The sequence below is a fragment of the Microbacterium sp. MYb54 genome (assembly GCF_002979515.1).
GTDB lineage: Bacteria > Actinomycetota > Actinomycetes > Actinomycetales > Microbacteriaceae > Microbacterium.
Genome location: NZ_PCPA01000002.1, coordinates 55,313 through 79,484, shown reverse-complemented (window position 1 = coordinate 79,484; position 24,172 = coordinate 55,313). Strand labels below are relative to the sequence as shown.

General features: G+C 67.0%; 24 protein-coding genes. 16 read left to right on the top strand and 8 right to left on the bottom strand.

All coding sequences use genetic code 11. The features are described 5' to 3' along the window. Window positions 1-71 precede the first annotated feature (71 nt). The 3 genes from CQ040_RS03210 to CQ040_RS03200 all read left to right on the top strand — a co-directional run bounded on the left by CQ040_RS03210 (window position 72) and on the right by CQ040_RS03200 (window position 3,085). Window positions 72-1,370 (top strand): serine hydrolase domain-containing protein, encoded by a 1,299-nt coding sequence (locus tag CQ040_RS03210; protein ID WP_105526001.1) that lies wholly within the window; start codon window positions 72-74, stop codon window positions 1,368-1,370. Window positions 1,371-1,406: 36 nt separating this feature from the next. Further along, window positions 1,407-2,423: a magnesium and cobalt transport protein CorA gene (locus tag CQ040_RS03205; RefSeq protein ID WP_105526000.1), complete on the top strand. Its 1,017-nt coding sequence runs from the start codon at window positions 1,407-1,409 to the stop codon at window positions 2,421-2,423. Between the two features lie 74 nt (window positions 2,424-2,497). Further along, window positions 2,498-3,085: an isochorismatase family protein gene (locus CQ040_RS03200; RefSeq protein WP_105525999.1), complete on the top strand. Its 588-nt coding sequence runs from the start codon at window positions 2,498-2,500 to the stop codon at window positions 3,083-3,085. A gap of 14 nt (window positions 3,086-3,099) precedes the next feature. On the opposite strand, the gene CQ040_RS03195 is transcribed toward CQ040_RS03200, so the two are convergent. Continuing rightward, a complete protein-coding gene (locus CQ040_RS03195) occupies window positions 3,100-3,333 on the bottom strand; it encodes a multidrug transporter (RefSeq protein WP_105525998.1) in 234 nt (77 codons plus the stop codon). Then, window positions 3,320-4,705, bottom strand: a complete 1,386-nt coding sequence (locus tag CQ040_RS03190) for an APC family permease (RefSeq protein ID WP_105525997.1) — start codon at window positions 4,703-4,705, stop codon at window positions 3,320-3,322. Before CQ040_RS03190 ends, CQ040_RS03195 begins: the two co-directional genes overlap by 14 nt. A 248-nt stretch (window positions 4,706-4,953) precedes the next feature. Here CQ040_RS03190 and CQ040_RS03185 point away from each other — a divergent pair, with 248 nt between their 5' ends. Then, a complete protein-coding gene (locus tag CQ040_RS03185) occupies window positions 4,954-5,604 on the top strand; it encodes an MIP/aquaporin family protein (RefSeq protein ID WP_105525996.1) in 651 nt (216 codons plus the stop codon). Between the two features lie 73 nt (window positions 5,605-5,677). On the opposite strand, the gene CQ040_RS03180 is transcribed toward CQ040_RS03185, so the two are convergent. Both CQ040_RS03180 and CQ040_RS03175 read right to left on the bottom strand, forming a co-directional pair. After that, window positions 5,678-6,667, bottom strand: coding sequence for an NADP-dependent oxidoreductase (locus CQ040_RS03180; protein WP_105525995.1), 990 nt, complete (start codon window positions 6,665-6,667; stop codon window positions 5,678-5,680). Window positions 6,668-6,701: 34 nt separating this feature from the next. Then, entirely contained in the window at window positions 6,702-7,913 is a 1,212-nt protein-coding gene (locus CQ040_RS03175; protein WP_105525994.1) for an MFS transporter, read from the bottom strand. A gap of 115 nt (window positions 7,914-8,028) precedes the next feature. Between CQ040_RS03175 and CQ040_RS03170 the strand changes: the two genes are divergently transcribed. Genes CQ040_RS03170 through CQ040_RS03160 form a run of 3 tightly spaced genes read left to right on the top strand, consistent with a single transcriptional unit; the run spans window position 8,029 to window position 9,995 of the window. Beyond that, entirely contained in the window at window positions 8,029-8,490 is a 462-nt protein-coding gene (locus CQ040_RS03170) for a MarR family winged helix-turn-helix transcriptional regulator (protein ID WP_105525993.1), read from the top strand. 8 nt (window positions 8,491-8,498) lie between these two features. Then, window positions 8,499-9,323 carry a sugar nucleotide-binding protein gene (locus CQ040_RS03165; RefSeq protein ID WP_105525992.1) on the top strand — a complete coding sequence of 275 codons (825 nt, stop codon included), beginning with the start codon at window positions 8,499-8,501 and terminating at the stop codon, window positions 9,321-9,323. A gap of 36 nt (window positions 9,324-9,359) precedes the next feature. Next, complete coding sequence (locus tag CQ040_RS03160) at window positions 9,360-9,995, top strand: DUF1684 domain-containing protein (protein WP_105525991.1); 636 nt, start codon at window positions 9,360-9,362, stop codon at window positions 9,993-9,995. 26 nt (window positions 9,996-10,021) lie between these two features. Here the strand turns inward: CQ040_RS03160 and CQ040_RS03155 are convergent, their stop codons facing one another. Both CQ040_RS03155 and CQ040_RS03150 read right to left on the bottom strand, forming a co-directional pair. Further along, window positions 10,022-11,563, bottom strand: coding sequence for a serine hydrolase (locus CQ040_RS03155; protein ID WP_181156829.1), 1,542 nt, complete (start codon window positions 11,561-11,563; stop codon window positions 10,022-10,024). A 166-nt stretch (window positions 11,564-11,729) separates the two neighbouring features. Further along, window positions 11,730-12,800, bottom strand: coding sequence for a hypothetical protein (locus CQ040_RS03150; protein WP_181156827.1), 1,071 nt, complete (start codon window positions 12,798-12,800; stop codon window positions 11,730-11,732). Between the two features lie 90 nt (window positions 12,801-12,890). On the opposite strand from CQ040_RS03150, the gene CQ040_RS03145 reads away from it, so the two are divergent. After that, the gene (locus CQ040_RS03145; protein WP_105525989.1) at window positions 12,891-13,484 is read left to right on the top strand and encodes a TetR/AcrR family transcriptional regulator; all 594 of its coding nucleotides are present in this window, start codon (window positions 12,891-12,893) and stop codon (window positions 13,482-13,484) included. Between the two features lie 55 nt (window positions 13,485-13,539). On the opposite strand, the gene CQ040_RS03140 is transcribed toward CQ040_RS03145, so the two are convergent. Both CQ040_RS03140 and CQ040_RS03135 read right to left on the bottom strand, forming a co-directional pair. Further along, window positions 13,540-14,463 (bottom strand): DUF1295 domain-containing protein, encoded by a 924-nt coding sequence (locus tag CQ040_RS03140; RefSeq protein ID WP_105525988.1) that lies wholly within the window; start codon window positions 14,461-14,463, stop codon window positions 13,540-13,542. A gap of 18 nt (window positions 14,464-14,481) precedes the next feature. Beyond that, window positions 14,482-16,323, bottom strand: a complete 1,842-nt coding sequence (locus tag CQ040_RS03135) for a long-chain fatty acid--CoA ligase (RefSeq protein ID WP_105525987.1) — start codon at window positions 16,321-16,323, stop codon at window positions 14,482-14,484. Between the two features lie 268 nt (window positions 16,324-16,591). Here CQ040_RS03135 and CQ040_RS03130 point away from each other — a divergent pair, with 268 nt between their 5' ends. The 8 genes from CQ040_RS03130 to CQ040_RS03095 all read left to right on the top strand — a co-directional run bounded on the left by CQ040_RS03130 (window position 16,592) and on the right by CQ040_RS03095 (window position 24,165). Next, window positions 16,592-17,080: an NUDIX domain-containing protein gene (locus CQ040_RS03130; RefSeq protein WP_105525986.1), complete on the top strand. Its 489-nt coding sequence runs from the start codon at window positions 16,592-16,594 to the stop codon at window positions 17,078-17,080. A 249-nt stretch (window positions 17,081-17,329) separates the two neighbouring features. Further along, a complete protein-coding gene (locus CQ040_RS03125) occupies window positions 17,330-18,547 on the top strand; it encodes a sedoheptulose 7-phosphate cyclase (protein ID WP_105525985.1) in 1,218 nt (405 codons plus the stop codon). Further along, window positions 18,540-19,619 (top strand): ROK family protein, encoded by a 1,080-nt coding sequence (locus CQ040_RS03120; protein WP_181156825.1) that lies wholly within the window; start codon window positions 18,540-18,542, stop codon window positions 19,617-19,619. The genes CQ040_RS03125 and CQ040_RS03120 overlap by 8 nt, the downstream gene beginning before the upstream one ends. Further along, window positions 19,619-20,695, top strand: coding sequence for an alcohol dehydrogenase catalytic domain-containing protein (locus CQ040_RS03115; protein WP_105525983.1), 1,077 nt, complete (start codon window positions 19,619-19,621; stop codon window positions 20,693-20,695). The genes CQ040_RS03120 and CQ040_RS03115 overlap by 1 nt, the downstream gene beginning before the upstream one ends. Continuing rightward, a complete protein-coding gene (locus CQ040_RS03110) occupies window positions 20,692-21,441 on the top strand; it encodes an SDR family oxidoreductase (RefSeq protein WP_105525982.1) in 750 nt (249 codons plus the stop codon). Before CQ040_RS03115 ends, CQ040_RS03110 begins: the two co-directional genes overlap by 4 nt. Further along, complete coding sequence (locus CQ040_RS03105) at window positions 21,438-22,241, top strand: sugar phosphate isomerase/epimerase (protein WP_181156824.1); 804 nt, start codon at window positions 21,438-21,440, stop codon at window positions 22,239-22,241. Before CQ040_RS03110 ends, CQ040_RS03105 begins: the two co-directional genes overlap by 4 nt. Beyond that, on the top strand, window positions 22,238-22,891 hold the full coding sequence (locus CQ040_RS03100) for an HAD-IA family hydrolase (protein WP_258131343.1): 654 nt from the start codon (window positions 22,238-22,240) through the stop codon (window positions 22,889-22,891). The genes CQ040_RS03105 and CQ040_RS03100 overlap by 4 nt, the downstream gene beginning before the upstream one ends. Continuing rightward, window positions 22,888-24,165: a glycosyltransferase gene (locus tag CQ040_RS03095; protein WP_105525981.1), complete on the top strand. Its 1,278-nt coding sequence runs from the start codon at window positions 22,888-22,890 to the stop codon at window positions 24,163-24,165. The genes CQ040_RS03100 and CQ040_RS03095 overlap by 4 nt, the downstream gene beginning before the upstream one ends. Window positions 24,166-24,172: the final 7 nt, after the last annotated feature.

Below are 24,172 nucleotides of genomic sequence, written 5' to 3'. Positions count from 1 at the left end.
GGGACCGCTCCGGGGCCGACTTTCAGCATCCGCGCTCTAGACTCGGGAGACACGTCTTCGGGGGTCCTTCCATGCAGCTTCTCTCGTCGCGCCGGTGGCGCGCCGCAACGGCGACGGCAGCCGTGCTCGCTCTCGTTCTCACCGGATGCTCCTCCGAGGAGTCTTTCTCCTACACGCCACCCGCCCAGGCCGACGGCTCGCTCCCGGATGACACGGTCGCCGCGATGCAGGCCGCGGTCGACAACGCGATCGCCGCGTCCGGGGCCTCCGGCGCCATCGTCGGTGTGTGGGCGCCCTGGAGCGGAAGCTGGGTGGCGGGCATCGGCACGCAGGACCGCGAAGGCGGCGCAGAGCTGTCGACCGATATGTCGTTCCGCATCGCTGACGTGACCCGGCTGATGACCTGCGACGTCCTCTACGCTCTCGCCGACAGTGACGTCGTCGAACTCGACGCGAACGTCGCGGACTACGTATCCGGTGTCGCGGACATGCGAGAAGAGGGCATCACCCTCCTCGACCTGTGCAACGGAACCAGCGGCGCCGGGGCCTCAGAGCCGACGGTCAAGTCGGCATGGCTGAGCACGCCGGACCGGATATGGGCGCCGTTGGAGCTCGCCGGCTACGGCCTCGCGCGCGAGCGGGTGGCACCGCACACCACCTTCCGCGATTCGGATTCCGGATACCTCCTGCTCGGCCTCGCTCTCGAGCGCGCCTCGGGGATGACGGCATCGGAGCTGATCGCGGAGTATGTCACTGAGCCCCTCGCTCTTTCGAACACCTCGCTTCCGGGTCCGACGCCGGCTGAGCCGGGCACGGGGCCGGTGCTGAACGGCCATTTCCTCAACCCCGTCGAGGGCGGGTACAACTGTGCGGCTCCCATCGACATCACGAAGCTGTCGTCCAGCTCGGGGTTCACCGATTCCGGCGTCGTGTCGAATATCACCGACCTCGGCCGCTACGCGCAGGCGGAGGCGGCGCAGGCGCTGCGTAAGGACAAGAAGGAGAAGCCGGACCGTTTCGGCGCCCCGCTCCCCGCCGTCGACGGCGCCCCCTCCTGGTATCAGGCCACCGGCGGCGGCTACCTCGTCGGTTCGATGATCGGTCAGCACGGCTGGACTCCGGGATACGCCACGGCGGCCTACTCCGACCCGGCGACAGGATTCACCGTGGCCGTCGTGCTCAACGACTCGACGGGCGGGGCGCAGTTCGCCCAGCAGCTGTCGTGGGAGCTCGCGGCGATCGCGTCGAAGGCACCGGCCGCGGCGGGTCAGACGGCGCCCGAGTTCGGACTCCCGTTCACGGCAGAGCAGTATCACCAGGGGATCACCGACGCCGCGATTCCCTGCGTGGCACCTCCCGCTGCGGAGTGAATCCGGTCTGACCGGCAGCCGAGCGAAGGGGCGACGATGGCGATCATCGACAATGCGATCTACGTGGACGGCGTCCGCACCGAGAACCCGGTGACCCTCAGCGAGACGTTCGAGCGCATGCGGGAGCGCGGCGGTATGGGGTGGATCGGCCTCTACCGTCCGAGCGAAGAAGAGATCCGCGAGGTCGCTGACGAGTTCGGCATCCACGCGCTCGTCGTGGAGGACGCTCTCGCAGGACATCAGCGCGCCAAGCTCGAACGCTACGGCGATGTGCTCTTCATGGTGCTGAGGCCGGCCCGCTATCTCGACGACGTCGAAGAGGTCGAGTTCGGCGAGGTGCATGTGCTCGTCGGGCCCGATTTCGTGGTGACGATCAGACATGCGGAGTCCCCCGACCTCGGTCGGGTGCGTCGGCGGCTGGAGGGGGATCCCGCACTCCTCGCTCATGGTCCCGAGGCGGTTCTGTACGCCATCCTCGACGAGGTCGTCGACGAGTACACGCCCGTCCTCGCAGGTCTCGAGAACGACATCGACGAGATCGAGAGCCAGCTGTTCGAAGAGGACGCCGACGCCACGCAGCGCATCTACGACCTGGGCCGCGAGGTCATCGACTTCCAGCGGGCCACGCAGCCGCTGTCGGGAATGCTGGAGGCCCTGCTGCGGGGCTCCGACAAGTACAAGGTGAGCGACGAGCTGCTGCGGTACCTCCGCGACGTGCTCGATCACACCCTGCGCGTGAGCGATCGGGCGACGACCTTCCGCACCGTGCTCGACAACGCCCTCACGGTCGAGTCGACGATCGTCGCACGCCGCCAGAACGAAGAGATGCGGCGGATGACCGAACTCAGCATCCGCCAGAACGACGAGGTCAAGAAGATCTCGGGATGGGCGGCGATCCTGTTCGCCCCGACGCTCGTCGGCACCATCTACGGCATGAACTTCGACCACATGCCGGAGCTGCACTGGCTGCTCGGCTATCCCATGGCGGTCGGCATGATGATCGCACTGGGCTTCGGCCTGTACGCGGCGTTCAAGCGCAAGGGCTGGCTCTAGGACTGTCCGCAATCGTGCGGTCGTCGGCCGTTCGACACCTTGCCTCGGCTGGCCGCGGCGGCGACGATGAGCGGATGAACGCTCACTCCGCCACCGCCCTGCTCGTCATCGATGCGCAGGAGTCGTTTCGCCGGCGCGTCGACGACTGGGCGAGCACCGCGAATCCTGCGGTGCTCGACAACATCGCGCTTCTCGTGGCGCATGCGCGCGAGGGGGGAGACCGGGTGATCTGGATCACGCACTCCGAGCCGGGCACCGGTGGTGTGTTCGACCCGGTCAACGGATTCGTGCGCGTGATCGCCGAACTGGCTCCTCTGGCGTCGGAGCAGGCGCTCACGAAGACGACCATCAATGCCTTCACCTCGACCGACCTCCAGGAGCGGCTGCAGCGCGACGGCATCCGTCGACTCGTGGTCTGCGGCATCCGCACCGAGCAGTGCTGCGAGACGACGACGCGAGTCGCTGCCGACCTCGGGTTCGACGTGGAGTTCATCACGGATGCCACCACGACATCGGCGATCCCGGCGGCGGACGGGCTGACCGCCGTGTCGGGGGAGGACATCATGCGCCGCACCGAGAGCATCCTCTCCGCCAGAGGGTTCGCGACGATCTCGAGTACGAGGGAACGGGTCGGCGCGGCGGAAGCACCCGTCTCGCTCTGAGCCCGACCGGCGCGTCAGTCTTCGGCCTCGGGATCGGCCTCGGAGTCGGCCTCGGGCATGCCCGCGCCGGGTCCCGGACGCACCGGCGCTTCCGCGGCGATGTCGATGCGGGTGTTGCCGTCGTGCTCGCTGACCTCGATGCGGGGTGCGGCGTCGGCCTCGGTGGCATCCGGTGCGGCGGTCAGCTGGTCGTGTCGCTTCTCGGCGCTCGTCATCTCGTCGTCCGACGTGTAGTCAGGCGTGCTCATGGGTCGCCTCCGGGTTGTCGACGGGTTTGCCGTCGGGATGGGTGTTCTTCTTCTCGGCGTGCTTCCGACCCCACCGCGCCAGCACATACAACGCGCCGCCGACGGCGAGCAGGATCCCGCCGAAGAGCCAGACGGCCGGACGCTGCTGGGTGAGCAGCAGGATGCAGGAGCCGATGCCGAGCACAGGGACGAAGGTCCACACACGGAAGTGGTCGTTCTCGACGCGGTCTCGGCGCAGCACCAGCACCGACACGTTGACGCTGAGGAAGACGACGAGGAGCAGCAGCACGACCGTCTCGGCGAGGGTCGCCAGATCGCCGACGAGCGTCAGCCCCATCGCCACGAGGGTGGTGGTGAGGATCGCGACCCACGGGGTCTTCCGCTTCGGGAGCACGCGGCCGAGGGCTGCGGGCAGCAGGCCCTGCTCGGCCATGCCGTAGGTCAGCCGACTGACCATGATCATCGTGAGGAGGGCGCCGTTGGCGACGGCGACGAGTGCGATGAGGCTGAACAACCAGGAGGGGATGCTGACGCCGGTGGCCTCGACGACCGCGAGCAGCGGACCGCTCGAGTCCTGCAGCTCGGCGGGCGGGAGCGCGATCGAGCTCGCCAGGCCCACCAGGACGTAGACTGCTCCGGCGGTGAACAGGGCTCCGAAGAGCGCGCGGGGGTAGGTGCGCCGCGGATCCTTGACCTCTTCGATCATGTTCGCCGAGGTCTCGAACCCCACGAAGGAGTAGTAGGCGATGACCGCGCCGGACAACACGGCGACGGCGACGCTCGTCCCCTCCGGCGCTTCGGTGACGCGGGAGATGTCACCGCCTCCACCACCGACGAAGATCGCGACCACGGCGACGACGATGACCAGGCCGCTCAGTTCGATCGCGGTCATCACGAGGTTCGCACCCATCGACTCGCGGATGCCGCGGGCGTTCAGCAGGCCGACGAGGGCGAGGAAGGCGATCGCGACCGGGATGGTGGGCAGGTCGAGGAAAGTGCCCAGGTAGTCGCCCGCGAATGCGATGGCGAGCCCGGCCGCGCTGGTCACGCCCGCGGCGAGCATGCTGAAGCCCACCAGGAACGAGACCAGCGGACTGTGGAACGCGCGCTCCGCGAAGACGGCGGCCCCTCCGGCGCGTGGATACTTCGTCACGAGCTCTGCGTAGGAGTCGGCGGTGAGCAGGGCGAGCAGTAGGGCGAGGAGCAGCGGTGCCCACAGCATCCCGCCGACCTTCGCCGACAGCACACCCATCAGCGCGTAGATGCCGGCACCCAGCACGTCACCGAGGATGAAAGCGAACAGGAGCGGGCCGGTGATCGCCCTGCGCAACCGGGTCGGATCATCGGCGCTCGGAGGGGTGTCGGTGGTCATCCTCGAAAGGTACGGGTGTGCGGGAGCATCGGCCACGGGGTTGACATCGCTTGGAGCGGTCAGGCGTTGGCCATTGCGATCGCGGCTCGCGCGTCAGTTCAGCGAATTCACAGAAAGCCCGCGCGGCATCCGATATTCCGGCAGGCGCAGCGATAGCGTCGGTGCCGCACGAGGGGTGCGTCGGCCGGGGTGCGCGGGCAAACGGGTGGCTTCCTCTCTACCGAATCCCCAAGACAAAGGGCTCTCTCATGACTGGTACGGCACGCAAGGCGCTCGCAGAAGCGATCGCCACCTTCCTCTTCGTCCTCGCGATCATCGCAGCGGTCAACAGCGGCAGCCCGCTGACCCCGCTCGCAATCGGCTTCACCCTGATGGTGCTCGTGTTCTCCACGGGTCACATCTCGGGCGCCCACCTCAACCCGGCCGTCTCGGTCGGTGTGTTCCTGCGCGGCGGCCTCAGCGTCGCCGACTTCATCGCCTACCTCATCGCCCAGTTCGTCGGTGGTGCCGTGGCCGCGCTCGTCAGCATGGCCGTGTGGCCTGTCGGCGAGAAGGCCATGGTGATCGAGGTCGGCCCGGCCTTCCTCGTCGAGGCGCTCTTCACGCTGATCCTCGTGTGGGTCGTGCTCAACACCGCCACGTCGAAGGACACCGCGGGCAACTCGTTCTACGGTCTCGCGATCGGTGCGACCGTGTTCGTCGGTGCGGCAACGGTCGGCTCGATCTCGGGTGGCGGCTTCAACCCGGCTGTCGCGCTCGGCCTCTCGGTCAGCGGCCACTTCGCCTGGAGCTCGCTGTGGCTCTACATCGTCGCCCCCGTGGTCGGCGCTGTGATCGCTGCGATCCTGTTCCGCCTGCTCAACACGGACGACGCCAAGAAGATCGCTGCCGCGGAGTAACCTTCGCTGCACCCACGAAGCGCCGCATCCTCTCCGGAGGGTGCGGCGCTTCTGCGTGCGCGGGGTGGTGGCGTCAGGGGCGGCTTCCGGAGCCGGATCCGTCTCGGGGCCGGGAATCGGATGCTGTGGTCAGCACGATCTTCCCGGTCGCATGGCCGGAGATCGACCGCGCGTACGCCTCCCGCACCTCCTCGAGCGGGTGCACGGAATCGATCGGCAGCTCGATGCGACCGTCCGCGATCAGCTGCGCGATCATCGCGAGTTCCGGCGCGCCGGCAGCAGCCCCGCCGACGTTGCGGATCGGATACCGCGCACGGGCATCGTAGTCGGCGATCGTGTTGATCCGATCGGCGGGAACGCCGAGAGCGAGTGCCAGGTCGACCGTGCCGTGGCCGACCGTGTCGAGCACGGCTGTGAGCCCTTCGGGCACGGCGGCCCTGAGCCGGTCGGCGAGCAGGTCTCCGTAGCGGAGCGGCTCGATCCCGAGGCGACGCAGCAAGGCGTGATTGCTCGGACCCGCCGTGCCGAGCACACGTGCCCCCCGCAGCACGCAGAGCTGGGCGGTGAGGATGCCGACGCCGCCGGCCGCGCCGCTGACGAGCACCACATCGCCCGCAGCGATCTTCTGCGACTCCACGCTCGCGACGGCCGTGCGGCCGGTGACGTTGAGGGCACCCGCTTCGACGAGGGAGAGTCCGTCCGGAACCCGTACGAGCGCTGTGGGGTCGATCACGAGGTGGTCGGCCTGTGCGTGGTACCGAAGTCCGCCGAAGACGCGGTCGCCGATCTGCCAGCCGTGCGCGCCGCCGCCCAGGCTCTCGATCGTGCCGGAGAAGTCGTAGCCGTTGCCCGAGGGCACGCTTCGCTCGTAGGGGTCGTGCATCGGCTGTCCGCTGAACAGCTTCCAATCCACCGGGTTCACGCCTGCGGCGGCGACCCGCACGAGCACTTCGCCGTCGGCCGCCTGCGGGACCGCGCGACGTTCGATCTCGAGCACCTCCGGACCGCCGAATCGGCGGAACACGACGCGTCGTGACGCGGTGTTCGCCGATTCGGGTGTCATGGGGCCAGCCTAGGAGCCGGAGAAGGCGCTGAGGTCAGCCGATGGGGACCGAAGCGGTCGGCGTCGGCTCCGTGGTCGGTGACTGTGCGTCCCGTGATCCGGCGGCACGAGCCCGCGCCGCAGCCACGACCATCACGACGAGTGCGACGCCGGTGAGGATCGCCCCCAGCCAGATCGGCGAGGTGTAACCGAGACCGGCGGAGATGCCGACTCCGCCCGCCCAGGCGCCGAGCGCGTTGCCGATGTTGAACGCACCGATGTTCGCGCCGGACGCGAGAGTGGGCGCTCCGCCCGCGTACTGCATGACGCGGCTCTGCAGGCCGGGGACCGTGCCGAAGCCGAACCCTCCCATCAGGAACAGCGCGATGATCGTGGCGATCCCCGACTGCGCTGACACGGCGAACAGAGCGAGCACGACCACGAGAGCTGCGATGAAGATGACCAGGGTGCGGTCGATCGCGCGGTCGGCGAGGCGTCCGCCGAGCCAGTTGCCGAGCACGAGGCCGGCCCCGAACAGCACGAGCAGCCACGGCACGGCGGAGGTCGCGAAGCCGCTCACCTCGGTGAGCGTGTAGGCGATGTAGGTGAAGGCGCCGAACATGCCACCGAACGCGAGGATCGTGACGACGAGCGAGAACCACACCTGGCCGGAACGGAATGCGGCGAGCTCGGTGCGGAGGCTGACCTGTGCGGTGGGGCGGGGGAGGCGTGGGACGAGTGCGGCGATGCCGATGAAGGCCAGCACGCCGATGCCGGAGATGGCCCAGAACGTGGATCGCCAGCCCAGCTCCTGACCGAGGAAGGTGCCGAACGGCACTCCGAAGACGTTCGCGGCGGTGAGGCCGGTGAACATGATCGCGATCGCGCCGGCCTTCTTCTCCGGGGCGACGAGGCCCGCGGCGACGACCGAGCCGATGCCGAAGAACGCGCCGTGGCAGAGCGCGGCGATGATGCGGCCGAGCATCGCCGTGCCGTAGTCGTCGGCGAGGGCGGTGAGCACGTTGCCGATGATGAACAGCACGATGAGGCCCAGCAGCACGGGCTTCTTGGGCAGCCGGGTGGCCGCGGCGGTGAGCACGAGCGCGCCGACGACGACGGCCAGCGCGTAGCCGGAGATGAGCCAGCCGGCGGCCGACTCGGTGACGCCGAAGTCATGGGCGACCTCGGGCAGCAGGCCCATGATGACGAACTCGGTGAGTCCGATGCCGAACGCCCCGATGGCGAGGGCGATCAGTCCTAGAGGCATGACGATTCTCCTGGTACATTGGTAGGGATACTTGCAGACGCCGCATATTGCGCGTCGAAGCATAATGATTGCACACGCAAGTATCCAGCGCAAGCAACTATTTCGGAGGATGGCCATGGGTATCGGTGACGACGCGGTCGAGGTACGCGCGCAGGGGTGGCGAACGCTCGCCGCGCTGCACGGCCTGATCGAGACCGCGCTCGAGCGCAGCCTGGCCGAAGCGGTAGAGCTTTCCGTCGTCGAGTACACCGTGCTCGATGCGCTCGACCGGCAAGATGGCTGGCACATGCGCATGCAGCAGCTCGCCCGCGCCGCAGCTCTCAGCCCCAGCGCCACGACCCGCCTGGTCAACCGCCTGGAAGACCGCGGACTCCTCACCCGCATCCTGTGCGCCGACGATCGCCGTGGCATCTACACCGAGCTCACCCCCGCGGGCCGAGAGCTCTACGAACGTGCGCGACCGATCCACGATGCCGCCCTCGAGCAGGTTCTCGAAGACGCCGCAGCGCAGCCGGAGCTTGCCCCCGTGGTCGACGCGCTGCATGGCGTGGCGCTGCCGGCGCTCGCCGCAGGCTGACCCGACGGATGTCCGCTTCTTCATCGACACCGCGACGCACACTCCTCGTCGGCTACGGCAAGCTCGCTGCTCGCCTCGCGCCGCAGCTCGTCGAACGCGGCGGTGATGTCGTCGCGTTGAGGCGCAGCGACGGCTTCCTGTCCGTGGGCGTCGCCGCTGTTCGCGGGGATCTCTCGGCGCCGTTGACGACGCCGCTTCCCGAGGTCGATGCGATGCTCGTCACGCTCCCGCCCGGCGACTCCCCGTCGGCGTACCGCACGGCTCTGACGCACCTCGCCGCTGCCCTTCCGGCGATCCCCGCCCGCACCGTGTTCGTGTCGTCGACCGGTGTCTTCGACGGGCCGGGCTCCTCGCATCCGATCACCGAGCGCGACGAGCCGGTGCCGACGACCGAGCGCTCGCTGGGGCTTCGAGACGGCGAGCGGGCGGCGATCGAGCTCTTCGACGCAGTGGTCGTGCGACCGGCGGGCATCTACGGACCCGGTCGAGAGTTCCTGCTGCGGAAGGTGCGCGAGGGAGCCTCCGTCGAACACGCACGACGCACGAACCGGATCCACGAGACCGACCTGGTGCGCACGCTCGATCTGATGCTGCGGGATGACGATCCACCGCGGCTGCTGCACGCCGTCGACGCGGGCCCTGCCTCGCTGGGAGAGGTCGTCCGGTTCATCGCCGGGGAACTCGGCATGGAGGTGCCTCCGGATTCCGCATCCGGAAACCCCGGCGGGTTCGTGTACGACGGGGCGTTGCTGCGGTCCGTGCTCGGGAGCCTCGACTATCCGACGTACCGCGAGGGGTACGCGGACATGATCGCGGGCAGCGCCGCGGGCTGAGAGGCCGAGGTCTGCGCTGCCGCGTAGCCTGGGGCCATGTCGATCACACCTGCACGCACGGCCGTCGAAGTCGTCGACTGGCGGCGTCGCGTCTTCGCCCTGTATGACGCCGTGCGGATCGCCGACTCCCCTGAGGAGGCCCACGAGCTCTGGCGGATCGAGCGCGATGACCTGATGCTCCGGCATCCGGCCACCCCTTTGCTGCCGGAGGACCGGGCGCTGTTCGAGGGTCTGCCGATCGCGTCATACGATCCTGCCTGGCGGTTCGAGCTGCCGATCCTGCCGGCCGAGCCCGGTGGATTCGAGTTCGCCACCGGAACCGACGGCATCGTTCCCTTCGAGCGGATCGGCAAGGTCGAGATCCCGGATGCCGGTTCGCTCGACGTCTGGCGCCTGAAGTCCTACGGCGGAGGTCTCTTCATCCCGGTCCGCGATGCGCTGGCCGGTCGCCCCGGTGGCACCTACGGTGGCGGTCGCTACCTGATCGACACGGTCAAGGGCGCCGACCTCGGCTCTGACTCCGAGCGCGGCACGATCGTGCTCGACTTCAACTTCGCCTACAACCCCTCGTGCGCCTATGACCCGGCGTGGGCCTGCCCCCTCGCGCAGCCCGGGAACGTCCTTCCGGTCGTGGTTCCGGTGGGGGAGATGTACGGGGTCGACGCGGGCTGAGCGCGGGTCGTGGTCGTCGCCATGTCTCACACCACGTGTGTGTTCGGCAGCGAGCTCACCGTCGGTCTGACATACGCACGGCGCCGGGCGGAGATGTCGGTCGGTCGGGCCCCGCGCGGCACGCTGTGGTCGACGGCGATCACCTCGAACTCCTGCACCTGCGCCGGTCGCACCGGGGTGAGGTGGATCATGCAGATCAGCTCGCCGCGTTCGGCGGGGATCGACCAGGTGACGTCGGCGGCCGTCGCCGATGACACGATCTCCGGTGCGCCGGAACGGGGCAGCAGCGGACCGACCTGGGTGATGAGATCGTCGATCGCGGCTCGACGCCAGGCCAGAGGGCGGTCGAAGTCGATGTTGTCGGCGAAGACGGCGGCAGCGGCGTCTTCATCCCAGGAGCGGATCAGCTGGTCCGCGGCAGACATCAGTTCGCGTGTCTCCGGCCACAGCCGCACCACGCGCGCCGGAGTGTCGTCGTAGGAGAGCGCGCGGAACAGGGCATCTTCCGACAATCCGACCGGGTTGCCGCGGTGGCTGTTGGTGAACACGATCACTCCTTTCCCTGATCCGGCATGCCACACCATGTTGAGGATGAATCCGGGCAGGCCGCCGCTGTGCGTGACGATCCGCCCGCGGTGGAGGTCTTCGCGCACGAAGAGGCCGAGTGCGTAGCCGCCGGTGACGAACTTCCAGGTGCCATCGGGGCGCGCCTGCAGCGAGGGGATGTCGACCTGATGGATGCGCTGCAGCTCACGCCGCGAGGCCCGGGTGACGATGGTGTCGTCGCTGCCGGGCAGTGTCGAGGCTGCGAGGAACCTGACCCAGATGCTCAGGTCGTTGATCGTCGACTGCATGCCGCCGGCGGCTGCCATCGCGTCGGAGACCTCGGGCGGGAACCCCACCCATTCGCCATCGACGTTCAGCGAGTAGCCGACTGCTCGGTGGAACCCGCCGGCCGGAGCACGGTTGTCGAACCAGGTGCTGTTCATGCCGAGGGGTCGCAGGATCTCGTCGGCGACCCAGTCCTCCACGCGCCGACCGACCGCCTTGCCCACTGCGAGGCCGGCCATCGTGAAGCCGATGTTCGAGTACTCGAAGACGGTCCCGGGGTGGTTGCTGTAGTTGAAGCCGGGTCTGATCCGTTCGACGAGCTCCGCCTCGGACAGGCCGAGGAACGGGTCGACCCAGGAGTTGTCCTCGGTGAGGCCGCCGCCCATGCTCAGCAGCTGGCGAATGGTCGGCGTGACCGCGGGCTCATCGCCCACGGTGCCGTGCCATTCCGGGTAGAAGTCGGTGATCGGCGCCTCGATGTCGAGGAGCCCCCGGTCGCGCGCGAGCAGCGCGCCGAGCGCGACGAAGCTCTTCGTCATCGAGGCGATCGGGAACACCGTGTCGGCGTCTGGCGCACCGCCATCATCATCGGCGATGCCGAACCCGCGGCTGTGCTCGAGGCCGTCGGGCCCGACGAGTCCGTACACGAGCCCGCGGGACTGGCCTGCCGCCGTGTACTGACCGAAGAAGGCGTCGAGCAGGTCGACGAGAGGGACGGCCAGGGTTTCGCTCGACATGAAGACTCCCTTTTCTGGCGGCTGGCGTGTTCTGGTGGCTGGCGTGCTCTGGTGACAGGAACGCCGCTTCTCCTCCAGGCTCTCGTGCTCCGTGTGTGAAGTCATGTCGGTGGGCACCGAGTGTCGGTGCCGGATGTGTGCGGGGAGACGAAGAACCGGATTCTGTTCAGCGGCTCGGAAGGGCCTGCGACGGCAGCGGTTCGAGTTCAGCCTCGGGGAGTCGCATCGGCTGGCGATTGCGGAAGTGCCCGAGCAGCGTGAAGAGGAGCCCGGCGACTGCCCAGGCGCCGAGCGTCAACCACAGCGACGTGGCATCCGCCTTCGGGAAGTAGCTGAGGTCGCGGATCAGCGTCGCCGAAGCGCCGGGCACGAATGCCTGGCCGATGTCGCCCCATGGCCCGGCGAGGAACTGGTGGGGGAGGGTCGCTGCCGAGACCGGGTTGCCGATGAGCATCGTCAGCACGGCGCCGATGCCTATGCCCGGGGTGCCGATCAGAGCGTGCAGGCCGACGATGAGCGATGCGGTCGCGAACATGGCGAGGGCGACGGCGCCCACGTTCAGCAGGAACGGCCCTTGAAGGATGCCGAAGATGCCCTGGAGCGCCCAGGTGACCGCGAATCCGGCAGCGACCGCATAGACCACGAGGGCTGTGATCCGTCGCCAGCTGCCGACCACGAGCAATGACACGAGGACGCCGCCCAGGATGCCTCCGAGCACGAGCGGGAAGGCCGCGACCGAGAGGCCCGCCCCACTCGGGTCATCATCGGCCAGTGGCACGACGTCTGTCACGGTCACGACGACTTGCGAGCCGTCGCCGCCCGCTGCAGTGACCTGCGACCCGAGCTGCGCCTGGAGCACGGCAGCGAGCGCGGTCATCTGAGAGGCCACCGAAGCGTTGGCGGCGGTCGCGGTGAGGACCTCGGGGGTGTCGGAGAGCAGGATCGCGCCGTAGACGTCGCGGGCCTCGATCGCGTCGACAGCCTCGTCGCGTCCGTCGACCTCGGTGAAGGTGAACAGGCCGTCGGTCTTGTCGTCGAGCGTGGACTCCAGTGCATCGATCTGAGGCGAGGGGCCGCTCACCGCGATCGGAAGGTCGCGTGGGTCGGAGGTCGCCACCGGCCAGACGAACGCGAGGACGACGAGGGTGACGATGACGGCGCCGATCGCACCGAGTGCGACGGCCAGCGCCCACTTGGTGCGTCGAATCGGAGCAGATGCTGCGGATGGAACGGTCACGGGTTCTCCTGAGGTGATGAGCGTGGTGAAGCATCGCCATCATACAGAACAATCATTCTGTTTTACCCGCAGGCGTGACAGGATGGAGGCGTGCCGAAAGTGACCGAGGAGTATCGCTCAGCGAAGCGTGCGGAGATCGCTCGAGCTGCGATGTCGTGTCTGCAGCGGCACGGCGTCGCCCGCACGACGATGGCCGACATCATCGTGGAGTCCGGCGCATCGGCAGGATCGATCTACTCGAACTTCGCAGGCAAGGCCGACATCGCCCGCTACGTCGCCGGCGAAGTCGTGGGGGCGAAGATCATCGCGCTCGGGGACCTCGCGGCTCGACGCGGTGAGATCGCCCCTTCGGAGACTCTGGCCTTCGTGCTCTCGGGGATCAGCGAGGATGACACGCCGACGAGCGTCATCGTGCAGCTGTGGGGCGAGGCGACGGTTGATCCCGAGCTCGGTGCGGTCGTGCGCGAGACCCTGGAAAGACTCCGCGGTGGATTCACCGCCGCGGTGCTGCCGTGGGCGCGAGCCGCGACGGACACAGAAGAAGAAGCAGTCGAGCTGGCCGGGCGCAAGGCTACGGTCATGGCGAGCATCGGTCAGGCGTACATCGTCACCCGCGCGCTCACGGGAGCCGACGTCGACCCACGTGTCTTCCTGCAGGGGATCCAGTCGCTGGACGACGCGTGACCGGCGCTGACGCCACGCTTTCCAGGCGGCCAGCACGCCCGGCTGAGAGCACCGTCTACCCGGCGGCCGCACGAGCCGTGGACCGGGTGAGCTTCGGGATCAGCGTCGGCGTGCTTTCGCGGTACGTGACGTAGTCGGCCCGATCGCCCCACTTCTTCTCGGCGCGCGCTTCCAGCAGCGGGATGCCGCTGACCCGCGTCAGCAGCAGGATCACGAACGCCGGGGAGAGCAGCGCGACCCACTGCCATCCGACGAGCACCGGAGCGGCGGTGAGGAACACGCCCACCCAGATCACGATCTCGCCGAAGTAGTTCGGGTGGCGTGACCGCGACCACAGCCCGGTGCGGATGAACTCGTCCCGGTTTCGCGGATCTGCGCGGAACGCCGACTTCTGCGCGTCGGCGACGATCTCGATCACCATGCCGAGGGCCCACGCGATGATTCCGACGATGGTCAGCCATCCGATGGGCGCTCGGGCTGCGGCATCCGTGCTGATCGCGATCCATGCCGCGGCCGCCGTCAGTGACACCCATGCGCCTTGGATCACCCACACCTGCAGGAAGCGCAGAGGGGAGCCCTTGATGGCGTCGAACCGGCCGTCCGAGCCCGCCTTGTGCACACGCAGGGCCAGGAACGATCCGAGGCGGGCGGCCCACAGCATCACCATCGCCGCGAGGATCCAACTTCGGGCATCGGGCATGGGCGCCAGCAGGACGAGTGCCGCAGAGATCACGAAGAAGGTGAGGATGCCGGTGAGATCGAAGAACCGCTCGGTCTTCAAGAGCATCGCCGGAATGAACGCTATGACCTGGATCGCGAAGGCCGCGGCGACGGCCAGGGCGAACAGGGGGATGCCGCCGAGCGTCGCGCTGTTCTGGCTGCCGGCGAGCGCGACGAGGGCTCCGACGACGAGCGCGGCGAGGATCGCGATGAGCGAGGAGCGCGAGGACTTGGGGCTGGTGGGCGTGGGGGAGGACATGGCGCGCTTTCTGCTTTCTCAGAGGTAGAGGTCTTCGACGGTGACGGCCGCGCGATCCAGCACGACGCTCCGCTTGAGCTTCATGGTCGGGGTGACGAGCCCGCGGTCGTCGAGGTCGGCGAAGACCACGCTGAACCGGCGGACCTGCTCGCTGCGTGCCACGAGTGCATTGGCGGCGTCGACGGCGCCCTGCAGGTGGGCGTGCAGCGTCGGGTCGTTCACCGCACGGACGTCGGACTGCGCGGGAGAGGGGAAGCTGATGCCTTCGGCATCTGCCCACGCCCGGGCCTGTTCCGGGTCGAGCACCAGCAGCGCCGAGAGGTACGGCTTTCCCTCGCCGACCATCACGGCATGCGAGACGAGCGGATTCGCTTCGACGGCGCTCTCCCAGCGGGTCGGCACGATCGTCTTGCCGTTCGAGGTCACGATCACGTCTTTGATTCGGCCTTCGAGGATCAGCCTGCCCTGCTCGTCGAGCCGCCCGAGATCGCCGGTGCGGAAGAAGCCGTCGACGAAGGCGCCCTCGTCATGCATCGGATTGCGATAGCCGCCGAAGACCCCGACGCCGCGGGCGAGCACTTCGCCCTCGTCGCTGATGCGGACCGTGAGCCCTGGCAGGGGTGCGCCGACGCTGCCCGAGGCGATGCGGCCGGGGAGGTTGCCGGTGAGTGGCGCCGTCGTCTCGGTCAGTCCGTAGCCTTCGATGACGGGGACCCCGATGCCGCGGAAGAAGAGCGAGAGGTCGGTGTCGAGGGCTGCTCCGCCCGACAGGATGTATTCGACCCGCCCGCCCATCACGGTGCGCAGGCGCCGGTAGAAGACGGCGTCGAAGAGGCGGTGGCGCAGGCGGAGGCCGTGGTTGTTCGCGATGCGTCTGCCGGCGTCGATCCGCTCGGCACGACGCCCCCACGCGATGGCCGTCGAATGGGCCTTCGCCCAGACCGCTGCGAGGCCCTTGTCTGAGGCTTTGGTCGCGGCGGCCGCCTGGATCTTCTGCAGCACCCGTGGCACGACGACCAGGAACGTCGGGCGCAGCGTGTCGAGGGCGGCGACGACCGTCGAGGGGTCGGACAGGTGCGCGATGCGCATGCCGCTGGCGAGGCAGATCAGCTGAAGGCCGCGTGCCAGCACGTGGGCGAGGGGGAGGAAGATGACAGTGTTGCCGTCTTCGTTCACGATCTCGTGGTACGCCGCGGCGATGTTCAACACCTGACCGAGGAAGTTCCGATGGGTGAGGACGACCCCCTTCGGCTCACCGGTGGTGCCCGAGGTGTAGACGATGGTCGCAGGGTCGTCCTGAGTGGCGGTCGTCCTACGGGCCTCGAGCTCTTCGTCGGTGACATCGATGCCGCCCGCGACCAGATCGGCGAGGGTGCCGGACGGCGCAGTAGCGGGCGTTCCGACATCCATCGTCCAGGCCCCGAGCGTGGCACCGTTCGACTGCGTGAGTGCGTTCTGCAGGAGCTGTGCGTGCTCCGCGGTGCCGCCGATCGCCAGCCGCACACCGGCATCCGCGACGATGGCCTTCACCTGCGAGGGGGAAGAAGTGTCGTAGATCGGCACGACGACAGCCCCGGCGAACCAGGCCGCGAGGTCGGCCACAGCCCATTCGTAGCGCGTGGGCGCCATGATCGCGATCGGGTCACCGGCCTGGATCCCCCGTGCCATGAAGCCCTTCGCCAGGGCGCGCACCTCGTTCGAGAACGCGCGGGTCGTGATCGGCTTCCATGCGCCGGCGTGCGTGTTCTCGACCTCGAAGGCGACGTGATCCGGGGCCGCGGCGGCGCGCGCAACGAGCAGGTCGGTGACGTTGCCGTAGTCGTCGAGGGCGGCGAGCGGTGGGGTCGACGATTCGATCATCGGAGGCTTCTCTCAGTCGCGCGGGCGGTGCGGAGGGCGCACGAAAACCGCCCATCGGTGCTTGTTCGGAACCGATGGCGATTCGGATGGGATGCGCAGGGATGGCGTTCGTCGCAGCGACTCCCCTCGAGTGCGGCAGCAGCGAGACATCAAGCATGGCCCCGGCGCACTTTCGGGATGGCCGAGTGAGGACTCAGGTCGACCCGCTCGTGCTCGAGCTCGGCTCCCGAGGAGCGATCTCAATGGCGTGCCCATGTACGGTCGGAGCATGGGGACACCTGAGTTCATTGAGACCCTCCGCGAGAAGATCGGCCATGAGATGCTGTGGCTGACCGGTGTCACTGCGGTCGTGATCCGCGATGAAGGTCGCGGGCCTGAGGTGCTTTTGGTGCGCCGGGCCGATTCCGGCCGCATCACGCCCGTGACCGGGATCATCGACCCCGGAGAAGAGCCGGCCATCGCCGCGGAACGTGAGACGCTGGAGGAAACCGGAGTATCGACGGAGGCCGAGAAGCTCGTATGGGTACATGCGCTTCCGCCTATGCGATACGCGAACGGGGATCAGGTGCAGTTCCTCGACATACTCTTTCGGTGCCGCTACTTGTCTGGGGATGCGCGTCCTTCAGATGGTGAGAACACGGAAGCATTCTGGGCGTCGATCGAAGAGGCCGACCGCATTCTGGAATACGACAATGACATGCGTCAGCGTGTCCGCCAGGCATTCCATGACGAGCCTCAGGCGCGCTTCGAACGCTGATCTGGCGGCTCGATCTTCCTCGGCTTGAGCTACCTCGTGCGAGTTCTGAGCTCGAGGTTTCCGCACGTCTCGCCGAGAAGTCGACGTTGTCCGGCCGCGCCGTGACGGCGCATTTTCGCCGACCTCTTGCACGGCAACACTCCGCCGCCTACACTCACGTGTGACGATACACACGCATGGGCGCGGTGCTGGTCAGAGCCCATTCTGTGGACCGACTTCGCATGCGCCTCATCGCACGAGGGGGACGCAATGGTCGAGATTTTCAAGTCCGAAATCGATGGTGAATCATCGCCGAGTCGAGCACGCTGGCGAGTGAGCGCAGACCATCGCATCGAGTACGACGTCGAGATGGTCGAAAATGTCCTCGAGCCAGACAATAGGGCCCTCGCGGTGCGGTGCGGAGGCAGGGTCCTCGCCGTAGTCGACCACACAGTCGAAGAGCTTTACGGGTCTTTGATCCGTGCATACTTTGCACACCATGGGATTCCGGTATCCGTAATCGTGGTGCCAGCTGAGGAACACACCAAGGAGCTCTCATCGGTCGTCACAGTTGCCGATGCGATGGCAGATGCCGGCCTGCTCCGCCGCTCTGAGACCGTCGTCGTCTTCGGAGGTGGAGTGGTCATGGACGTCGTCGGTCTCGCTGCCAACCTGTTCCGCCGTGGTGTGCCGTACGTGCGGGTACCAACGACTCTCATCGGTCTGGTCGATGCCGGTGTGGGTGTGAAAACGGGAGTGAATCGAGGGAAGCACAAGAACCGGCTCGGAACCTATTTCGCCCCGACTGCAACACTGGTGGACCCGCTATTTCTTGCATCTCTGCCCCCGCGCCACATCCGCAACGGTCTCGCCGAGATTGTCAAGATCGCGCTTGTCAAGGACGCTGAGCTCCTGAGCCTGCTGGAATCCGCAGCGGACCCGCTCCGGAATGCGAGCTACGCACTGACGGCGGTCGATACGCACGAGGAAATTCTTGCTCGTGCGATCGGGGGGATGCTCTCGGAGCTCGAGCCCAACCTGCACGAAACGGACCTTGAGCGCATCGTGGACTTCGGGCACACATTCAGTCCGTCTCTTGAGCTCATCGCAGACCCGCCGCTTCTTCATGGCGAGGCGGTCGCCGTCGACATGGCGCTGTGCGTAGAACTCTCTCTGCGGCGTGGCCTGCTCACCGAGTTCGAGGCGCGGCGGGCTTTCAATCTGCTCTTTCGCTTGGGGCTCCCGCTGACCAATCGAATGTTCGAGGCGAATCTGCTGGAGCAGGCACTCGACGACACCATCAAGCACCGAGATGGTCTGCAGCGAGTTCCACTATTGACGGGGATCGGCCGCGCAACTTTCGTGAATGATCTGACGTCGGAAGAGGTCGCTGTTGCGGTGGCGAGCACCCGCGCAATGGGTCAGGCGCTGGAAGGATCCGAGCTGGAAATGTCGCTCGGGATGGAGCAAGGACTGGCTCGTGGCTGACCCGCTCGCGCCCATCAATCCGGCCTCCGGGACGAAGGCAGGCTCGGAGGGTGCGAGTTTCGTTCTTGACATAGGCGGCACGTGGACTCGAGCTTCTTGCTGGCCGTTGTCCGCCGAAGAGCCGATCAGGATGGTTCGGACGCCGAGTCGGACCAACCACCCTGAGACACCCGCGGATCAGTTGATTGACCAACTGGTCGACTTGATCGTCAGCATGGCGCCGGCTACGAAGGGATCGAAGGTTGCCATCAGCTTGGGCGCCGCACTCGACCATGATCGTGGTGTGGTCTACGGATCCGCACCGCTGTGGGGGGACTCCGCGACGGACGTTCCCATCAGTGCACGGCTCAACGCGCGGGTCCCGAACGTTCAATGGGTCGTGAAGAACGACGTCACCGCAATGCTCGCGGCCTATCGCGCGGTGCATTCCGAGCTCGACGCCTCCAAGATCGCGGTGGTGACTGTCAGCTCCGGAATTGCTGCTCGCTACGATGACCCGAGCTCGCGGATCATGCCGACTGACCCAGCTGGTCTGCAGGGGGAGATCGGGCATCTTCCTGCCGTGACGAACGATCTGCACCTGGAGTGCGCGTGCGGGGTGTCGGACCACGTCGCGGCGTTCGCGAGTGGCCCGGGGATACGCGCGGTCGCCGGTGCGATCGCCATGCGCGCCGATCCAGATGTTCTGGCCGTGAGTGCAGTCGTTCTGTCTCCGGAGGAGTTCGAGCGCACCTTCGCGGCAGCACTGGACGCCGATGATCCCTTTGCTCATAGCGTGCTCCGCGAAGCGGTCAATCCGATCGCGGACGTCTTCACATACCTGCTGACAACCCAGCCCGATATCGAGCGCATCGTGATGGCGGGTGGGGTTATCGAATCCATCGGGGTGCACTATCGCCGCGCCGTGCTGCGGCGAATGCGACACCGCGGCGTCTATCACACGTCGAGCAGTCACCCTGCTTGGCTCGAGTCGGTGATCGTCCTTGCACGGTCTCCCCAAGAGACCTCGCCTCTGGTTGGGGCGGCGATCCTCGCCGGCGCTGACGCTCGGCGTGCGACGTGGATCCAGTGATGTCGCCCGCCGCAGCGCTGTCGATCGAAAGAACCCCGGGGAACCAGTTCATCGAGGTCGTCCGACCTGTGCCTGCGCTTGCACCCGGCGAGCTGCTTCTGGGCATCGAGACCGCAGGGGTATGCGGGACCGACATCCAGATCGTGAAGGGGATGCGGTCGGAAGCAGCGACTGTTCTGGGACACGAGGCCTGCTGCACCGTTCTCGGGGTGGGGCAGCGATGGGCCGGGCGCTATGCGGAAGGTGACCGAGTCGCAGTCAATCCGACCTCGTCGACAGACTCGGGGTTCCTGCTGGGGCACTCCGTCGACGGGGTGTGGTCCTCCCATCTGCTCGTCACCGAGCACGCGGTCGAGCTGGGACAAGTGATGCCACTCCCTGAAAACCTCGACCCCGTCCTTGCGGTGCTCGTGGAGCCTCTCGCGTGCGCGATCTACAGCTGGTCGATCCTGAGGGACGCGCAGGTCGAGCGGGTGGTAGTGCTCGGCGACGGTGCGGTCGGTCGTCTCGTCGCCTGGTTGGATTCACTTCACCTCGACTCGAGTGCCGTCGTACTCGCCGGGCGGCTCGACATCGAGGACGAGCGCGCGCGTGCCCACGTGCTCCGGGGGATGCGAGGGCGAACCGGAGTAGTGATCGCCACCCCGCGGGATTCCACTGCCACGTGTGTGAGTATCGCGTTGGAAAATGCGGGGGACGGGTCGGTGATCGATATCATCGGCGGCATCGATCCTGGTCCGGATCCGATCCTGCAGTACGCGGCTCGGGTGCGTGCACAGAATGTGTGCGGGCGTCCGAGCAAGCCGAACATGTTCAACCTTGAGGTGGGCGTCCCAGACGCACCCCGGCGGGTACAGATCACTGGACACCGGGGGGTTTCCCACGAGCACTTCCGTGATGCCGCGGAACTTTTGCTCGCCCGTGGCGATGAAGTAAAGGACCTCATCACACACGTGGCAACTCCGACGGAGGCGGTCGGTGCGCTCAACGGCATGGCTGCCGGCGGTGCGCGTGTACTTGCCGGCCGCCGCATCCTCAAGCTCGTCATCGACTTCAGAGACGGAACCACCGCATGAACGTACATTCGACAGGCGGAGCGCAGCGAGCGCTCGTCATCGGTGGTTCCACGGGCGTCGGCAGCGGGATTGCCACGGGGCTTACAAGTGCCGGCTATGACGTGCACGTGCTCAGCCGGACGCGACCACAAGTCACTCACGCTGGGTGGACCGAGGTCGACTTGAACGATTCCCGACGGACACAGCAGGCGCTCGCGGCCGTTGCTGACGATGGGATCTCCGTGCTGTGCTTCTCCCCGGCGGTGTATGGGCGTAGCCGGAGGAAGCTCGTCGACACTCCCAACGCGGAGTGGGTCAGTCAGGTCAACGTGATGATGCACTCGCTGTGGCTCGCGCTGCAAACGTGCGTCCCGAGCCTCATCGCCGCACCGCCTGGGCTCATCATCGGGGTGTCCTCGGAGGTCGTCTACAACGCCGGACCCGGGCGCAGCGGTTACGCTGCGGTGAAGGCGGCCGCCTCAGCCATGCTTGCGTCGATCCGACAGGAATACGATGCCGCCCATTTACGCATCGTCGAGGTCCTCCCGCAGGGAATGGTCGACTCTCCGGGCATTCGAATGCGTCGCGCCACGGACTTCGACTACTCGGGCTACGCCTCTCCCGCTGCCTTCGAGGCGGTCTCCGAACATCTTGGCCGGACCAGGGGCAGCTCCGACGATGGTCAAGCGCTGGTCGTCCGACCGGACGGCACCTGGCATACACTCGCATCGGTGCAGTCGCCGCCGTCGCAGAGCCGTGCGCTGTGAACGCCGCAGTCGGTCTCGTTTCGTGGCGGTTGCCAGGCCGCCTGCAAGACAGCCCGTCGCTCGCCGCGCGAGTGGGTGCGCGTCGACTGCAGATCGACTATGGCGGGAACAGGCGGGCATACGAACTCACGCCTTCAACGACCCGGCAGTTGAGAAGTCAGGCCGACAGCGAGGGTATCGCCATCACCGCAGTGGCAGTCAATGCGCTCAACGACCTCGGTGTCACGTCCGCCGATCGTCAGGACCAGATGGCAATCGGTGCGCTCACTCGGAAGGCGATCGACGCCGCAGTCGCCTTGGACGCCCCTGCGGTATTGATACCTGCCTTCCGGCGCAGCGCGATACGCACGTCGCATGACGCGACGGCCACTGCTGCATTTCTCGTTCGCATTGCACAACTCGCCGCGACCGCGGAGCTCGTCGTCGTTCACGAGAACGTTCTGGAACCGGCGAAACTCATCACCCTTCGTGAGGCCGTTCACGCCGCGGGGGTGCGCGTGTTGTTCGATATCGGCAATCTCCACGAGCACCGCATCGATTGGCAGGCCTATCTCGCGGAAGCGACCCCGGTCCTCCATTCCGAGGCACACATCAAGGATCACCGAAGCGGTCCGGCGGGCGACATCGCGCTTGGGTGCGGTCGGGTACCGCTCGGGCCTGCGGTCGAAGCGCTGCTTCGCACACGGATCGTGGACGGCTTCGTCGTCGAGACCGACCACCGCGACCACGGCGAAGCGCAAATCCGCGCGGACCTCGCCGCACTCACCAACCTGATCGACGATAACGGGAGCGCCGAATGAACGCCGACCAACTCAAGCCCGCTTTGCTTTTCGACATGGATGGGACCCTTCTGGACTCCACTCCTCTTGTCGAGAAGATCTGGGGCCAATTCGCGTACCGTCACAGTTGCGATGTAGATGCTGTGCTTGCCTTCGCTCACGGACGTCCAACGCGAGCGACTGTTACTCACTTCCTCCCGTCAGGTCTTGATGTCGATGCAGAGGTTGAAGCTGTCGCCGCGGCCGAAGCCACCGAGACAGAGGGCATCCGAGCGCTCCCCGGCGCACGAGAGTACTTGAATGGTCTGGCCGCGGACCGATGGGCAGTCGTCACCTCCGCCACGAGGACGGTGGCAACGGTTCGGATGACGACCGCAGGGTTGCCGATCCCTGAGGTCTTGATCGCCTCCGATGACGTCGTGCACGGGAAGCCATCGCCCGAAGGGTATCTCCGCGCGGCGCAGGCGCTTCGGCGTCCTCCCGCCGAATGCGTCGTCTTCGAAGACGCAGGTCCTGGGGTCACCGCCGGGCTGCGTTCAGGTGCGCGGGTGATCGTGGTTGGGGCCTACCGGAGCGACGCCACCGAGGGGCTCACCCGCATCGGAGACTTCTTCGATCTCGTGGGCGTCAGCGGGATTGCGGCATTCTCCCCGGAAGCGCGCATCCGATGACGTCTCCCACGGGGGTCAGGTGGATGCGCGAGCCAGTTGCAGGTGTCGGGAGGCGGTTGATCCACATCAACACCAGTGACCGCGGCGGCGGCGTCGCTGAGATTCTGGACAACGTCACGCGGCACGACGAGTTCCGTGGCCATCCCACCGGGTGGATGGTGATCGACGCTTCCGACGAGTTCTTCGCCGTCACGAAGGGCCTGCACCACCTCTTTCACGGCCGCGAGGATCCGAGTCTCCTCGAAGATGGCGCAAAAGAATACCGCGACGTTCTTGAGGACGTCTCGGTGCTGATTGAGTCCGAGATTCGTCAGGACGACATTCTGGTGCTGCACGACCCGCAGACCCTTGGGCTTGCGTCATGGGCTGCGCAGCGCGGTAACCCCGTGTACTGGCACTGCCACATCGGTACGCTCCGTAGCTCGGTTGAGGTCAGAGAGGCGCTCTGGAACTTCTTTGCCCACGACCTCCGTGCCGTTGACGCGGTCCTGGTCACCGAACCCGGGTTCCTCCAGGGAGCGCAGATATCCAGGGTGCTGGTCGTCCACCCCGCGATCGATCCAGATGCTCCGAAAAACGTTCGGATTGACGCTGCCGATGTCGCGGCACATTTGGAGACGATCGGCACGAACTCCATGACCGGTGCAGTCGGCACTGCCGGCAGGGTCTGGCAGGACGCCCCAGTTCCCGATCATGCGCCGGTTGTGCTGCAAGTCTCGCGGTGGGATCCGCTCAAGGGGATTCGCGATGTTCTGCGTGTCGTCGAGCACCTCGACCCCCGAGTCCATGTTGTTGTCGCGGGGCCCGACCCAGCCGAGGTCCTCGATGACCCGGAGGGCGTGGATCAGCTCGATGAAGCTCTGCAGCAGCTTCACGAACTCCCCGCACCGATCCGCAGTCGAGTCCATCTCATCGCACTATCGGCGCAAGACCGTGACTTGAACGCGCTCCACGTCAACGCGCTGCAACGCCGCGCGGACGTGGTCGTCCAGCGCAGCGTCGAGGAGGGGTTCGGCCTCACAATCACTGAGGCGATGTTCAAGGGGAAGCCCGTTGTGGCGACCCGCACCGGTGGGATACCTCGACAGATCAAGGACCGCGTCAATGGGCTGCTCGTGGAGCCTGGCGACGACGAGGCGTTCATCGTTGCCGTGAACGAGCTGGTCGCCGACGAGGGGTTGCGTGCTGAACTCGGTGCTGCAGCAGAGTCCTCAGTGCGCAGGGGGTACCTGATCGATCGGCTCGTGCGCAACTACGACATGCTTCGCAAATGAGGGTGGA

Bases quoted from the DNA above. Each gene is read 5' to 3' on its own strand.
- CQ040_RS03170 (WP_105525993.1), top strand. From the start codon at position 8,029: ATGGGTATCGGTGACGACGCGGTCGAGGTACGCGCGCAGGGGTGGCGA.
- CQ040_RS03195 (WP_105525998.1), bottom strand. From the start codon at position 3,333: ATGAGCACGCCTGACTACACGTCGGACGACGAGATGACGAGCGCCGAG.
- CQ040_RS03125 (WP_105525985.1), top strand. From the start codon at position 17,330: ATGGTCGAGATTTTCAAGTCCGAAATCGATGGTGAATCATCGCCGAGT.
- CQ040_RS03210 (WP_105526001.1), top strand. From the start codon at position 72: ATGCAGCTTCTCTCGTCGCGCCGGTGGCGCGCCGCAACGGCGACGGCA.
- CQ040_RS03160 (WP_105525991.1), top strand. From the start codon at position 9,360: ATGTCGATCACACCTGCACGCACGGCCGTCGAAGTCGTCGACTGGCGG.
- CQ040_RS03185 (WP_105525996.1), top strand. From the start codon at position 4,954: ATGACTGGTACGGCACGCAAGGCGCTCGCAGAAGCGATCGCCACCTTC.
- CQ040_RS03100 (WP_258131343.1), top strand. From the start codon at position 22,238: ATGAACGCCGACCAACTCAAGCCCGCTTTGCTTTTCGACATGGATGGG.
- CQ040_RS03155 (WP_181156829.1), bottom strand. From the start codon at position 11,563: ATGTCGAGCGAAACCCTGGCCGTCCCTCTCGTCGACCTGCTCGACGCC.
- CQ040_RS03165 (WP_105525992.1), top strand. From the start codon at position 8,499: ATGTCCGCTTCTTCATCGACACCGCGACGCACACTCCTCGTCGGCTAC.
- CQ040_RS03095 (WP_105525981.1), top strand. From the start codon at position 22,888: ATGACGTCTCCCACGGGGGTCAGGTGGATGCGCGAGCCAGTTGCAGGT.
- CQ040_RS03180 (WP_105525995.1), bottom strand. From the start codon at position 6,667: ATGACACCCGAATCGGCGAACACCGCGTCACGACGCGTCGTGTTCCGC.
- CQ040_RS03135 (WP_105525987.1), bottom strand. From the start codon at position 16,323: ATGATCGAATCGTCGACCCCACCGCTCGCCGCCCTCGACGACTACGGC.
- CQ040_RS03175 (WP_105525994.1), bottom strand. From the start codon at position 7,913: ATGCCTCTAGGACTGATCGCCCTCGCCATCGGGGCGTTCGGCATCGGA.
- CQ040_RS03140 (WP_105525988.1), bottom strand. From the start codon at position 14,463: ATGTCCTCCCCCACGCCCACCAGCCCCAAGTCCTCGCGCTCCTCGCTC.
- CQ040_RS03130 (WP_105525986.1), top strand. From the start codon at position 16,592: ATGGGGACACCTGAGTTCATTGAGACCCTCCGCGAGAAGATCGGCCAT.
- CQ040_RS03115 (WP_105525983.1), top strand. From the start codon at position 19,619: ATGTCGCCCGCCGCAGCGCTGTCGATCGAAAGAACCCCGGGGAACCAG.
- CQ040_RS03205 (WP_105526000.1), top strand. From the start codon at position 1,407: ATGGCGATCATCGACAATGCGATCTACGTGGACGGCGTCCGCACCGAG.
- CQ040_RS03190 (WP_105525997.1), bottom strand. From the start codon at position 4,705: ATGACCACCGACACCCCTCCGAGCGCCGATGATCCGACCCGGTTGCGC.
- CQ040_RS03200 (WP_105525999.1), top strand. From the start codon at position 2,498: ATGAACGCTCACTCCGCCACCGCCCTGCTCGTCATCGATGCGCAGGAG.
- CQ040_RS03110 (WP_105525982.1), top strand. From the start codon at position 20,692: ATGAACGTACATTCGACAGGCGGAGCGCAGCGAGCGCTCGTCATCGGT.